Annotated in this window: 13 protein-coding genes; 5 read left to right on the forward strand and 8 right to left on the reverse strand. The window is 67.2% G+C overall.

Annotation, left to right across the window (positions count from 1 at the left end; translation table 11 throughout):
• The first annotated feature begins 79 nt into the window (after positions 1 to 79).
• Both KF724_05685 and KF724_05690 read left to right on the forward strand, forming a co-directional pair.
• The gene (locus tag KF724_05685; GenBank protein ID MBX3355172.1) at positions 80 to 1231 is read left to right on the forward strand and encodes a hypothetical protein; all 1152 of its coding nucleotides are present in this window, start codon (positions 80 to 82) and stop codon (positions 1229 to 1231) included.
• Positions 1232 to 1258: 27 nt separating this feature from the next.
• Complete coding sequence (locus KF724_05690) at positions 1259 to 2197, forward strand: hypothetical protein (GenBank protein ID MBX3355173.1); 939 nt, start codon at positions 1259 to 1261, stop codon at positions 2195 to 2197.
• On the opposite strand, the gene tilS is transcribed toward KF724_05690, so the two are convergent.
• The 5 genes from tilS to KF724_05715 form a co-directional block, all read right to left on the reverse strand.
• Complete coding sequence (gene tilS / locus KF724_05695) at positions 2148 to 3329, reverse strand: tRNA lysidine(34) synthetase TilS (protein MBX3355174.1); 1182 nt, start codon at positions 3327 to 3329, stop codon at positions 2148 to 2150. The two genes, KF724_05690 and tilS, sit on opposite strands and share 50 nt — an antisense overlap.
• Entirely contained in the window at positions 3326 to 5008 is a 1683-nt protein-coding gene (locus tag KF724_05700; protein ID MBX3355175.1) for a hypothetical protein, read from the reverse strand. Before KF724_05700 ends, tilS begins: the two co-directional genes overlap by 4 nt.
• Before the next feature lie 3 nt (positions 5009 to 5011).
• Positions 5012 to 5569: a hypothetical protein gene (locus KF724_05705; protein ID MBX3355176.1), complete on the reverse strand. Its 558-nt coding sequence runs from the start codon at positions 5567 to 5569 to the stop codon at positions 5012 to 5014.
• Complete coding sequence (locus KF724_05710) at positions 5566 to 6153, reverse strand: RNA polymerase sigma factor (protein ID MBX3355177.1); 588 nt, start codon at positions 6151 to 6153, stop codon at positions 5566 to 5568. The genes KF724_05705 and KF724_05710 overlap by 4 nt, the downstream gene beginning before the upstream one ends.
• Positions 6154 to 6408: 255 nt before the next feature.
• Positions 6409 to 7191, reverse strand: coding sequence for a hypothetical protein (locus tag KF724_05715; protein ID MBX3355178.1), 783 nt, complete (start codon positions 7189 to 7191; stop codon positions 6409 to 6411).
• Between the two features lie 209 nt (positions 7192 to 7400).
• Between KF724_05715 and ubiE the strand changes: the two genes are divergently transcribed.
• The 3 genes from ubiE to KF724_05730 all read left to right on the forward strand — a co-directional run bounded on the left by ubiE (position 7401) and on the right by KF724_05730 (position 9950).
• Positions 7401 to 8207, forward strand: a complete 807-nt coding sequence (ubiE, locus tag KF724_05720; GenBank protein MBX3355179.1) for a bifunctional demethylmenaquinone methyltransferase/2-methoxy-6-polyprenyl-1,4-benzoquinol methylase UbiE — start codon at positions 7401 to 7403, stop codon at positions 8205 to 8207.
• A gap of 100 nt (positions 8208 to 8307) precedes the next feature.
• Entirely contained in the window at positions 8308 to 9222 is a 915-nt protein-coding gene (locus KF724_05725; protein ID MBX3355180.1) for an amidohydrolase family protein, read from the forward strand.
• 68 nt (positions 9223 to 9290) lie between these two features.
• Positions 9291 to 9950, forward strand: coding sequence for a hypothetical protein (locus KF724_05730; protein MBX3355181.1), 660 nt, complete (start codon positions 9291 to 9293; stop codon positions 9948 to 9950).
• On the opposite strand, the gene KF724_05735 is transcribed toward KF724_05730, so the two are convergent.
• The 3 genes from KF724_05735 to KF724_05745 are packed head-to-tail and all read right to left on the reverse strand — an operon-like array spanning position 9887 to position 13510.
• On the reverse strand, positions 9887 to 10591 hold the full coding sequence (locus tag KF724_05735; protein ID MBX3355182.1) for an RNA pseudouridine synthase: 705 nt from the start codon (positions 10589 to 10591) through the stop codon (positions 9887 to 9889). The two genes, KF724_05730 and KF724_05735, sit on opposite strands and share 64 nt — an antisense overlap.
• Positions 10588 to 11331, reverse strand: a complete 744-nt coding sequence (locus tag KF724_05740; GenBank protein MBX3355183.1) for an NUDIX domain-containing protein — start codon at positions 11329 to 11331, stop codon at positions 10588 to 10590. Before KF724_05740 ends, KF724_05735 begins: the two co-directional genes overlap by 4 nt.
• A gap of 7 nt (positions 11332 to 11338) precedes the next feature.
• A complete protein-coding gene (locus KF724_05745; GenBank protein ID MBX3355184.1) occupies positions 11339 to 13510 on the reverse strand; it encodes a hypothetical protein in 2172 nt (723 codons plus the stop codon).
• Positions 13511 to 13526 lie beyond the last annotated feature (16 nt).

Genomic DNA, 13526 nt, shown 5'->3' on the forward strand with positions numbered 1-13526 from the left:
TCGATCGACCTGTGGCGCATTCGGCGCCGAGCATCTCGTCAACTCGCTCTCGACTTACGCCCTCGCTCCATCCACCACCATGAGTTCATCGCCGAAGTCCCACCAGGCGCAAGCCGCCGAGCGTCCCCTGACCACGCCCGAGATCATCGGCTCGTTCATCTGCCGCGGAGTCATTCCGCTCTGGATCATCGCCGGCGCTGGCTTCAAACTGGCGGAGCGCAACCCGAATCTCCTGCCGAAGCCGGTCAAGGATGTCATTCGCGACATGCACATGATGGTGGGCCCAGGCTCTCTTGAAGACTTCATGCATGCCTCCCTGCGAGGCATCATCGCGGTTGAGTTCGTGCTCGCCGCAGCCATGATCATGCTGCCCAGGGCTTCTCGGCTGCTTTCGCTGGCGGTGATGGGGCTCTTCATGGCCATCCTCACGACCTTGATCGTGACGGGACAGGACAAGTGCGGATGCTTCGGCGCCGCCGGTCCAAGCCCACGGTGGATGCTCGCGATCGACTCGGGGCTCTTCCTTCTCGCGGCCATCTTCCCCGTGGCCCATCGCGGCGCGAGCGGCTTCGGTTTCGCCTTCTCGACCCTGCTCGGAGTGGCGCTCGCCTTCGGTCTCCCTGAGAAGGATGTCAAGATCGAATTTGGCGAACCGGCCACGCCGAACCAGCCCGCCTCGGTGGCGCCGCCCGTGAGTGATTCGACCTCGCCCACTACCGGATTGACCGAGGTGCCGACGGCGCCAGCGAGCGGCGACGGTGCACGAACCGCCTCGCCTCCGGTGGCCGCGGCGCCACCATGGCCAGACCCGCCCGCCCGACCGCGCGGCTTCTACCTGCCCGAGTTCGGCAAATGGGTCGGTCAGCGCCTCTCAGCACAACCGATGATGCACCTGCTCGAGCGGCCCCTCCCCGACGGACTCGATGAGGGCAAGTGGCATGTCGTCTTCTATCGGGTCGACTGCGATCACTGCCAGAAGGTGCTCAACCGCCACTTCGCCGGACCCCTCGAGACTCGGACGCTGCTCGTGACCGTTCCCGATTCAACGGGGGCGCCGCTTCCCAATCGAGTGACCGACGCCGTCAGGACATCGCTGATGCGAGGTGCCAATGGTCCCGACTATGTGCTCACGCCGCCGATCATCCTCACGATCGTCAACGGCGTGGTGGTGGCGGCCTGCGAGAACGCCGATGACGAAGCCGCGCTTCGTGCCACGCTCGATGCCTCCTGAATCGATGGCGGCGGGTGATCTCCACCCGTGAGCGGATCTTCGCCAAGGGTGAGCGCGTTCATGGTCCTGCGCGTTGCCGCCGCGCTGGTGGCATTCGGCGCGGCGCTCTCGCACCTGGCGGGAGGAGAGGCGTCGCTTCCACTCTGGATCTGGAATCTCGCGAAGCGCGTTGACCTCGATGCGGAGCGTGCGCTGCGTCTGCTCGCGGCCGTCGAACTGACCTTCGGGCTGGTGATCCTCCTTTGCGGGCGCGCGGCGACATGGACGGCGCTCGTGGCGCTGCTCGGGCTGATGTTCGCGTCGATTGCGGAGGTCACGGCCCGTCTCGGCAGTGGCGCGTCGATCGACCTCTTTGTCGGACCCGGTGCCGCACTGGTCGTCTCCGGCGCTCTCTTCGCCTCCCGCGATCGCTGGTGGCCGCGGCCCGATGAGTTGGCGCGGCGTCGTCCCGGTCTCGGAAGCGCCCTTGCGGTCGTGGGTCTGCTGCTCTTCTCGATGGGCGCAACGGCGCGCCTGCCGATTGGCGATCGGCCGCATCCGCGCCAGGCTGCCGCCAGCGGCGAGATGGAGTTCGTCTTCCCGAACCCCGAGCAGTGGATCGGCGACACGATTCCTTCGGCGGGCCTCGGACGAGTCCTTCCTCGACTCACCGCCGATTCACTCGAAGGTCGCCACCTCGTCGTCTTCCACTCCGCCCGCTGTGGACGCTGCCACGATCTCTTCAGGACCTTCTTCAGCGATGGTTCGCACCCCGAGGTGATCGCCGTCGAAGTGCCTCCCCCGAGAGAGGCTCGGCTCATCGAGAGCGATCAGCCCGAAAGTGTGCAATGCCTCGACTGCCGGCGGCTGGTGCTGCCCGAAGGTCCCGCGTACTTCAGACACCTTCCGATGGTGCTCGTCGTCGAGAACGGACGAATCACTTGCGTCGAGCATCTCGAGCCGGAGCGCTGCCTGCTGGGGCCGTGATCCGAATCACCCTGGCGGAGAGACGAATCTCGACGCCACCGCGACTGCGCCATCGGCGGCCATGTTCGCGGCCGTCGATCAGCGCCGCATCGATCGCTTCAAGAAGTCGCCGAGCGGCGCGGTCACCCGACGCGGCGATCATCTGTCGCAGCATCGTGAGTCGAAGCGGCGCGGGGTGACAGGCAAGGGCGCCGCGGTCATATGAAACTGTCGGCGCGGGCGCGTCGCAAGGTCGCCCAGGCCCGTCATCACTTCGCGACGAGACATCACCGGCCCGCCCCGACGCTTTGATCGCTCGTCTCGACACATCGCCAGGCGGCCCCGGTGGTTTGCTCACTCGTGCCGACGCGTCGCTCAGTAGCGCACGCTTCAGCGCGCGAGCCGCTCGCCGCTCGAAGAGCGCCCCCGCTGCGCGAAGGAGGTCTCCAGCCGCAGCCATGCGCTTCACCGCACCGAGCCGCACCCGCTCGAACTCCGGCAACACCGCCCCGCGAAGGCGCGCTCGTGGGGCGCGCGGATCGCGATTCGAAGGGTCCTCGCGCCACTCGATGTCGAGCCTGCGGCAGAGGCGCTCGAGGTCGCCTCGCGAGACCGAGAGGAGCGGCCTGATGAGGTCGACGCCCTGGCCGAGCCTGCGCCTGAGCGGCATGCCTCCCGCCGCCTTCGGTCCCGCGCCGCGCAGGAGCGCAAGCAACATCGTCTCGCACTGATCCTCAGCGTGGTGCGCCGTGATGACGGCCCTCAGTGTCCTCGCCCGCGCGTGCTCGGCCAGCAGGCGATAGCGCTCCGCTCGCGCCCGCGCGGGTGCCCCGGGGCCGCCGCCCGGATGCGCATCGAGCGTGACAGCAGGCACCCCGAGCCGTTCCGCGAGCGCCATGGCATGGGCCGCATCCCCGCCCGACTCGCTTCGCAGGTGATGATCGACGGTGGCCGCCTCGATGCGCCAGGCGTTGCGTTGCGCCACCCCTGCGGCCAGCGCCAGCAGCGCGCTTGAATCCACGCCTCCGCTGATCGCCACCAGCATCGTTCCGTGCTCGTGCACACCCGCCGCACGCAGCGCTGATTCAATCGTGGCCGTCAGCGCCGATCGCGCCGCACGGGCGGGAAGGTCAAGCGTTCGCGAGCGACTCACGGCGTCCGCACTGCGGCGAAGTCGATCCAGCACTCCGCTTCCATGGTGCGATCGTCCTCGCGCTCCAGGCGCCATCGCACCTGTTCCACACCACGCAGCATCGAGGAGAGCAGGCGCAAAGCCTCGCGGAAGCGCGTGGCGTCGCCCTCGACGAAGCTGGCGGCCACGCCATCCCAGCTCTGGACCATGGTCGACGCGCGACCTCCTCGAAGGAAACCCTGCGTGCCCGCGGGGAAGCCGCTCGGCGGCGCCGAGGCACCACCGCTCAACTCGGGGTGCGCCAGTTCCGCTCGTTCGAGCCGCTGGGCCACACGGTCAAGCCACTCGCGATGCGTCGCATAGAGCTGCCAGTTGCAGGTGTCACCAGCGACCGCCCGCCAGTGGAGCGAGACGGTCCTGAAAAGCGGATGATCGCCCGTCAGCAGGCGGACCTGCCGGGAGAGATCGCACTGACGAGGGTCCTCGATGTCCGCGCAGGCTGCCACCATCGGCGGCGTGATCTCGCCGCCGAGCGTCTTCGCGTAGCGGGTGTTGAAACCTTCGACGGCCTTGCGAATCATCGCCTCGTGCAGGCGTCGACCTTCGCAGGGTTCGCGCACCTCGAAGGCCACCGCGAATGCGGGCACCTTGCAGTCGAGTCCCGGTCCACCATCGACATCGCCGAGGACAATGACCATGCGGTCGCCCGCGTTTCGACGCATGCCCTCGCAGGGCATGGACTCAGGAAGGACCTGCTGCATGAGGGGCGACATCGCCCCGGCGCAGAGCGGGCGCACGAGTGTGGCAGTCGCCATCGACTCGAAGCGGGCCAGCAGCGTGGTGTCGAGCGGCGTCTCATCAAATGGCGCACCAAACGCGGGGAGGTGATCGAAACTGCCGCGCGCCCGGACAATCGCCTGCTCATCACGAAGTTCAAGTGTGAGCACCGCCTCGCCTCCCAGCCAGCCGCGATGCCGGGAGTAGATCTGCACTCGGGAGGAGGGCCAACCGATGGCCGACTGGATGATCGGAAGATCGACGAGCGGGCTCGAACTCGATGCTCCGGGGGTCGACTCCGCCGGCGCCGCGATCGACGCCTGAGATGCACCGATGCCCGAGGTCCTCCGTCGTGCACCATCCTGCCGCGCGAGCACCGTCTGAGGCTGCGCGCGGGCCATCACCTCGGCGAAGAGCGGCGATGACTGGCTTGGAGCGATGTAGAGCATCGGCTCCGACCACCATGCCGCCACCCCCTGGCATGGGAACTCCATGACGCCTCTGCCGCAGAGGCGCGGCCGAAGCCGCTCGACCACGCGCTCCAAGGTGCGCGGATCGACTCGCGTCGCAAGAATCCAGTCGCTCGGCGCACCGCCGGGCATGCGCCGAAGAGCCATCATCATGTCATTGCCGAAGAGATCGTCGAAGCACTGCTCGCCGCTGCGACCCATGCGCCGCGCGATCGCCGCCCACCGCGCGCGAACTTCGTCATCGATGATCGACGCATGCACCGCGTCGGCCAACGGCAGCGAGGAGAGCTCCCCGCGCAGGCGCGACGCGTTGTCGACATGCACGAAGAGATCGACATCGCTCGGCAGAAGCTCTGCGCCCGACCATGGCGGCGCCGACGCGCTGAGCGGCGACGCCAGTGAGCACGCCAGCACGCAGGAGGTCACGAGACGGTGAAGGCACAGCGAGGGCATCGCTCAGGTCTGGGGAAAGGGCACACTCGCCGCCGCGCGCCGAAGCGAAGGGCAATCGCGATCGAGAAAGTCGGGCATGGGGGCCACGGGCTGCTCCACCACCGGCATGGGAATCACGAGCACACGCCACTCGACAAAGGCGGGCAGCGGCACCATCGGCATGGTGCCGGGCGCCTGGCTCCAGCTGGCTTCGCTCACGCGGAAGCGAGGAAGGCCGTCGACGATGGCTGCGAAACTCTGGCCCTTGCGCTCCATGACTCCGCCAACCGCGGGCGCGAGCGCCTGCGGCGCGACGGCTTCACCACGCGGAGCAACGAGGTATCCCGCAAAGGCTGCCAGAAGCGCGAGCGCCAGGATGCCGCAGCGACGCAACATTCGATCGCGGCGCTCGCGGCTCGCTTCAAGCGCCGAGCAACGCACGAAGCCGAGGCGACCCATCACGGCATCGGTCAGGTCGGGCGCGCGCTCACGACCCGCAGCCAGCTCCGAGAGCAGTTGCCGAAGGAGCGCATCCTCTGCAGGATGCTCCCGAGGGTCATGATGCGGTCCGCCGTCGATCACGCGAGCGCCTCCCGCGCGATTCGCGCATCGCGCGCGTCGGATTCAATGAACGCCTGCATACGGCGCCTCGCCCGGAAGAGGTGACTCTTGACCGTTCCCTCGGGGATGCCGAGCGTTCCGGCGATCTCACCGATCGACCACTGCTGCTGATGGAAGAGCAGCACGATCTCGCGCTGAAGCGGACCCAGTGTCTCGATCGCGCGATCAAGCAGATCACGCAGATGCTTGCGGGTCTCCTCGTTGGCCGTGATCGAGCCGGGCGTCTCGCTGTCAGATTGCCAGCGGCCGATCGCCTCGGAGTCGCTCGCCGGCCGCATCTTCTGCATGTAGTTGACGAAGAGCCGCCGCGCGATCGTGAAGAGCCATGTGCTGAAGCGGAAGCGATCGTCGAAGCGATCGATCGAGCGAATGACCCGGACGAAGGCCTCTTGCACCATGTCCTGGGCGACCTCCGGGCGCCCGGACAAGCGAAGCATGAAGCCGTACAACTGCTCCTGGTGAGCCCGAATCAGCGCTTCGATGGCGGCCGGATCGCCCCGGCGGGCACGCCGAACGAGCTTCAGTTCCTCGACCTTGTCATCCATGGGTCGTTCTCCTGTACCGGTGGTCTAGGAAACAGTTCGCAAGGCTACCCGCAGAGGTGCGTCACCAGATCGTCACAACTCCAGTTTCTGACGGCGATTGCGGGCGACAACTCCCGCACACCGCTGCGGTTATCCACTCTCCCAACGAAGAAAGGCCGGCCCCGTTGGAGGCCGACCCTTCTTCATCGAATGTTTGCGATCTAGGCCGTGAACTTCGCCGAAAGGGCCTCTCCCCTCCGCCCCGCAGAAATGTGCTCAGGCTGCGTCCCGGTGGCGATCGAAGGCGATCCCCTCCCCGTCGGCGGCCGACGCCGAGCGGCGCGAGTCGGAGTGTCGCGCGGTCGGAGTCTCACTGCCGCAGGAGGCCGCAAGGCCCCGTCGCGACGCGGTGGCGCGACGGTTGGTCGAGGCGAGTTCGTCAGCAAGATCAAAGGGAGTGCTCGCCGATGCATCGGCGCCAAGCTCTTCAGCGAGCCCCGGAGCGCGATTGAAGATGCCGCCACCCAGGGCCACCAGGAGATCAGGATGCCCCCCGATCGAGCGCACCGTGTGAATCACCTCGCGCGCCCGTGCGGTGTCTTCCTTGGCCGGTGAGAACATGACGAGCCACTTCGGCCGCCGCGAATGCACCTCGGCGACGACATCATCGGTGGCCGGCAGCGGTCCGCCGAACCACACATCCCAGCCCGCCGCCTCGAGAAAATCCGCCGCGAGCTGGCCGCCGAGGTCATCGATCTCCTCGCGACCGCCGAAGAGCAGGACACTCTCCCCGCGCCGGGGAGCCTGCTCGTAGCCCGACTGAAGCTGATCCACCGTCGTCCGCAGCAGTCGCAACGCGTAGTTGAACGCGAGCGGACAGACTTCATCCCTCCGATGATGCTTGAAGAGCGTCTCATGCACCGGCCAGATCACATCGTTGGCGAACTGCGCGGGGGTGACGCCCGACGCGAGCACGCGACCAACGAAGTGGCGCACGCGAACGCGGTCGCCGGTGAGGAGGAGGTTGAAGTACTGCTCGATGACGGCGGTCGTCTGCATGGTTCGGGTCTCCTGTCTGGTGTTGAGAGTCGAGGGGAGTCGTGTGCTGTTGCGGGACGGTTACTCGTCCGCGTGGCGAGCCTCTCCATCGGCCGCCCGCCGAGCGACCGTAGAGTGCTCCAAAATCTCGGATTATTGGACTTCGTTCCGCGCGTTATCGCCGCCCAACTTCCCTCGAAGCGGCGGTTCGCGGAGAATGAGGGGCTCCAATGACCCCTCCCGGCCTGCGTCATGCCCCGGCTGAATCGGATGCCGCGTGGACTCCGGACGACCTTGCTGCGGATCCCCATCGCGATCCGGAGAAGGCGCAGCGGGTCCAGCGGATGTTCGCGGCCATCGCGGCCCGCTATGACCTGAACAACCGACTTCACTCCTTCGGCATGGACCAGGGTTGGCGCCGCCGCGCCGTGCGAGCCGCGGCGCCGCTTGAGGGCGCCCGCGTGCTCGATGTCGCCTGCGGCACGGGCGATCTCTCCCTCGCGATGGCGGCGGGCGGAGCGGCCGAGGTCGTTGGCGTCGACTTCACGGAGCCGATGCTCGACATCGCTCGGCAGAAGTCGACGGCACGGACGAGTGGCACATCGCCTCGATTCCAGTGGGGCGATGCGATGGCGCTTGACTTTCCCGATGCCTCATTCAACCGCGTATCGATCGCGTTCGGACTGCGGAATGTCAGCGATCCGTCGCGGGCGCTTCGAGAGTTCCAGCGCGTGCTCAAGCCCGGTGGCCGACTCATCATTCTCGAGTTCGATGAGCCGCGCGTGCCCATCATCCGACAACTCTCCCGCTTCTATACGCGGGTCATCATGCCGTGGACAGCCACGCTGATTGCGCGCGATCGCTCGGGGGCCTATCGCTACCTGCCTCGAAGCGTGGAGACATTCCTGGATCGCAACGCGCTCGCGGAGCTGCTCCGCAAGCTGGGCTTCCAGGCGATCCGGCAACAATCGCTCTCGATGGGGATCGCGGTGGTGACCACGGCTGAAGTTCCCGCCCCGCGGGCCCCAGGCCCGTGAGTTTTGAGACTTTGCCTGCGGGTCTTCGCATCCAAGGAGAGCTTCGCTATGCTCCGCACTTCGGCCACCGAGGCAGGGACGCCTCGCCCCGAAACCCTCAATGATCATTGACCTCCACACGCGCGTTTGGAAGACGCCCGAGCAACTCGGGCAGGCCCTCTGGGATCAGATTGCACGACGGCACGCCGGCCGATGGCTTCGCGTTGACGCGACGCCAACGGCGCTCGCTCCGGCGGTCGAGTGCCTCTCCGGCGCCGCGGTGCTCGGCTACCGCAGCGACTTGATCGGCGCGTGTGTTCCGCACGAGTTCATCGCCGAGTGTGTCCGACGCGATCCGCAGCGCCTCTTCGGAATCGGCGGTGTCGACCCGATGGCACCCGATCCGCTCGGCCAGGTCGATCGCGCGGTGGCCCTTGGATTGGTCGGCGTCACGGTGAGTCCTGCCTCGCAGGGCTTCCACCCCGCTCACTCAGTGGCGATGCGCGTCTACGAGCGCTGCCTGCGACTGGGACTTCCGGTGCTTTCTTCGCGTTGCGGTCCGCTGGTCTCGAGCGCAGTGCTGGAGTTCGATCGGCCCGCCGCGTGGGATGAAGTCGCCCGCACCTTCCCTCGCCTGCCGATCGTCATCTCCGGACTCGGCTGGCCATGGATCGACGAGTGCCTCGAGCTGCTCGGCAAGCACGAGTGCGTCTACGCCGACATCTCGGGGTTTGCGTCGCGACCGTGGGATCTCCATCAGGCGCTGCTCGCCGCATCCTCGCATGGCGTTCTTGAGCGCATCCTCTTCGGCAGCGGCTTCCCCTTCGAGTTGCCGGCGCGCATGATCGAGTGCATCTATTCGCTCCAGTCATTCGCCCATGGCACGCAACTGCCCGCCGTGCCCCGTGCGGCGCTGCGAGCCATCGTCGAACGCAATGCGCTCGAAGCGCTCGGGATCGACGCCCCCGGATTCATCGGTGGCGCTCGGCGGGCGGAGCGATCGATTGAATCCGATCGAGGCAGGGCCCGACCGTGACCCGGTGGGGCTTCTCGTGGGTCGTCGGCCGCTTGTTTCGCAGCGCGCTCCTCTGTTCGGCCGCGATCATGGTGCTCGCGTCCACGGGGTGCGGAACCTTCATCCAGCGCCACTTCGGAGCACGGGAACTTGTGACTGAGAGCGTGGGCGACGATGCCGCCGCCCTGCCCTTCACCTTTCCCTACGCCTGGTATGACAACGAGCCCGCGAGCGCGTCGCTTTACCTCTCCGATCTCTCGCCGGAGGAACTCGCTCGCGGTGGAGAGCTGACCGGGCAGGTGGTGCACATCCAGATGCTCTGGCTTCCCCGACCGGGCTGGACGCCGGCGCGCAAGGGCTGCACCAATGTCGTCATCAGACTGCTCGTCCTGAGTCGCGGGGAACTCGGTCTCTACGGAGGAGGCGGTTTCGCGTGGCCATGGGATGAGCCCGGTGACCGCACCTTCGGCATGGAGGTGCTCGCCAGTTCGCTCTCGCTGCTCGAGCGCACACCTGGGTTTGTCGATCTCCTGAGCCCGGCGGAGATGCGCGGCATTGCCGACGCTCCGCTCGACTCGGGTGCAACACAGCGCATGCGCATGCTCACGAGCCAGCTCGTGACGAATGCCCTCGGCGAGGTGCGCTGGGTGCGTGCGTGGGAAGGCCGCGAGCTCCTTGCCTCCGATCAGCCCGACGCCGCGATGCTCGCGAGGGCCGAGGCGAGGTCCGCTGAGATCGCCTCGCGCTGAGGATCGTCGGCCCAGAACACGCGAGCGGGCTCATTGCGATCGAGGTCGATCAGCTCGAGGAGCGCGTGCTCCAGATAGAAGCTCCCGGGTCGACCGCCATAGGCCTCATCACCCGTGAGCGGGAAGCCGAGTTCGGCGCACATCACCCGGATCTGGTGGTAACGGCCGGTGTCGAGTCGGATGAGAAGGTGCCGCTGGCCCGGCCACTGAGGCGCCGGCGCCTCGGCGAGAACTTCGAGGTGGGACGGATCTCCACCCGATCGCACCACCGTCGAAAGGCGTCCGCGCCGACGGAGATAGGCGCGGTGCTCGCCGACGAGCGACGCCCCAGCCGCCACGCGCGCCAGATAGAACTTCCGCCAGCGTCGCGCTCGCACATGCTCGTTGTGACGCGCGATGGCGTCGCGCGACAGCGCCGCGACGAGCAGGCCCCGCGTGGGTCGATCGAGGCGGTGCGGCAGTTCGACTTCGCAGCCGGGGAGCGCCTTGCGGAGTCGCGCAACAACCGAGCGATCGTCACGATCGGCGCTCATCTCGCTCGGAAGGTCCGCGGGCTTCACGATGACAACCTCGTGCTCGCTCCGTCGAAGGAGCGGGAAGCCGGCGAGCACCGCGACGGGGCCCTTCGGTGCGCCACTCACGACCGCGCTCCTGGCGGCGCTCCTGGCGACTCCCATGACTGCACTCCTGACCAGGGTCGCCTTGGCCAGAGCAGCGGCAGCATCAATTGCGCCGAGCGGGTCAACGGCCGCTGCGGGACCTCCGTTGGAGAGACCGAGGCCAGTCGCCTCAACTCCCACGACTCGATCGGTGGCGCCTTGAACTCCTCCGTCGGGATCGGAGTCGCATCGAGCTCGTGAATGAGCTCCCAGGTGCACATCGCATCATCGAAGAGGAGCGCGGTCGGAACGGGCGTGCGAGTCGGCATCCACCGTGCCTCCTCTCTCAGTTCGGCAGTGACCGCGACGGCCGGTTGCACGCCCGGCTCGAGCGTGCCGCCCGGAACGAACTCCCAGCGGTTCGGCTCCGCATGCACAAGGCTCGATCGCTGGCCGATGAGCACCTGATCGTTGCGCCACACGATTCCCTTCACACCGAGCGGCCGCACGCCCGTCTCAACGCCGATCGCCCGCACCGCGTGAAAGCGATAGCTCGACTCGATGACATGGAGCGTCACACCGCCATGGCCGTTCCGCGAGCAGCCGGCGACATGCCAGAGCGGGCCATCGAAGAGACGCGGATTGCGCTCGCACGCGCAGCTCCACGCTTGATCGACCTCGTCCATGCCGACCGACAACGGCACGAATCGGCCCGGCTGCGCCTGGAGGAGCGCCGGCCTTCGCAGTCGGAAGAGGCGTGCCGGTCCATGCACCTGCGCCACGGTCGACTCAGCCTTCCAGGGCGGCGCCATCACCTCGGGCCCGCTGCTCCGACACCGAGCGCTCCTCCTGGAGGTAGTCACGCGATCGGTAGAGGCGCACGACGACGAGGAAGGCGAGCGACGAGGCCGCCATCATCCATGTGAAGAACCAGTAGTACGACGGCCCTTCGAGCGAGGAGACGCCCGTGAGCGGATCGGTGGTGAATCGATTGACGAGATAGATGATGCCGTTCCCCGCCGAGACCGAGAGAAGGAAGAGGCCCATGACGAAGCTCTTCATCTGGCGTGGCGCCTGCGTGTAGCTGAACTCGAGGCAGGTGATGCTCACCATGACCTCCGCCGCGGTGATGATGAGGAAGGCGAGCAACTGCCAACTGATGTTCGGCACCTCGCTGCGAATGAAACCCGTTCGAGTCTCCAGCACTCCGGCCTGCGTGATGGTCGAGACGAGCGCCTGGCTGACTGCTCGTTCGAGCGCCACGCCTCGCGCCTCGCGCACCGCCTGGTCGCTCCAGAGATCGATGCCTTCGATGAGCGAACCATCCGGGCGCCTGATCTCGACCGAGATCCATGCGTCCTCGCCGATGGAGTCGCCCTCGAAGAGGAGGCCGCCGAGGAGCGTCGCCTCGAGCAGGCCCACTTCCGCCTCCGACCAGCCTGCCGGTGGTTCGCCGAGGTCGCGGAGCGCCTCCGCGAGCTGTGCCACGGTGCGGCCGGCGCGAGCCTGCTCCTCGAACACCGTGCCCGCAACCACGCGCACGCGCTCGCCCTCGCCGGTGCCATCCATCACGCTGACCGCGATGGCGGGGTCCTTCGCGGAGCTGCGCACGGCCTCGCGAACGATCTGCCGAATCCGGCCCATCGAAACGCCCGCGGGAGCGTCAACGGTGACCTCGCCCTGCTCACTTCGAAGGGTCAGCGAGAGCGGCGTTGCCGTCCGCTGCGCTTCGCCTGGAACAATCGCCTCTCGAGGCACGAAGAGCAGCGGCGCGCCGCCTAGGCGTCGGATCCGATCGGCGGCCCCGTCGTGACCGGCCTGCGCCGCCGCCTCGCGTGTCTTCGCGAGATCGATCTCACCGGAGCGGAGCGCGCTTTCGACCAGCGGCTTGAAGCGCGCCTGCGCGTCGCCGATGCGTCCTTCGACCATCGCCGCGAGCGCAAAGGAGGCGATGGTGATGAAGAAGCCGATTGCGATCTTCCGAATCGGCGTCAGGGTGATGACCTTGCCAAGGGCGGGATAGATGAGGTAGGTGAAGATCGGAATGAGGATGAGAATGAGCAGCGGGTTGACCGCCTGCACCTGGCTCTCGAGGAGGAGCATGCCCATGAAGCGTCGATCCATCGTCTGCGCCTGCTGCACCCATGCCGAGCCGGTCTGGTCGTAGAGCGCCCAGAAGACCGCCACGAAGAGATAGACCGGCACGAGCTTCGCGATCACCGTCAGGCCTTCGCGCGAGAGGAAGGTCTCGCGCACGAAGTCGAGTCCGCGCGGCGGAATGTGGACGAATCGCTTGCGTCCGGCCCAGAAGCAAAGCGTCGCGATCGCCATGAGGATGCCGGGAATGCCGAACGCCCACGCCGGCCCGCCGATGATCACATCGGGCCCCTTGCGGTCGAGGATCCACGGCGTCAGCAGCGTCGAGAAGAGCGAACCGAAGTTGATCGAGAAGTAGAACCAGCCGTAGACGCGCGACAGAAGGCCCTTGTTGCTCTCTCCGAACTGATCGCCGACATGGGCCGAGACGCAGGGCTTGATTCCACCGGAGCCGACCGCGATCAGGAAGAGACCGATGAAGAGCCATGTGCGCGGCTCCATGGTCGCTTCCAGCGCCGCCGGCGGCATGTCCATGAGCGCGAGCGCCAGGTGCCCGATGCAGTAGACGATCGACAGCAGCATGATCGTCAGGTACTTGCCGAGGATCGCATCAGCGACGAGCGCGCCGAGGATCGGGAAGAAGTACGCGCCCGCGGTGAAGAGCGCCATCGCCTGGCGCGCCTCGGACGCCTCCATCGGGCTCGGCTGGCCCGATGAGCTGGTGAGGTACTGCGTCATGAAGACGACGAGGATCGCCTTCATGCCGTAGAAGCTGAACCGCTCCGCCGCCTCGTTCCCGATGATGAAGGGAATCCCGCTCGGCATCCGCGTGCTGGGCACTGGAGCCGTGAGGTACTTGCTCATGGGCCGCAAGCGTACG

The organism is Phycisphaeraceae bacterium (assembly GCA_019636735.1).
Classification (GTDB): domain Bacteria; phylum Planctomycetota; class Phycisphaerae; order Phycisphaerales; family SM1A02; genus VGXK01.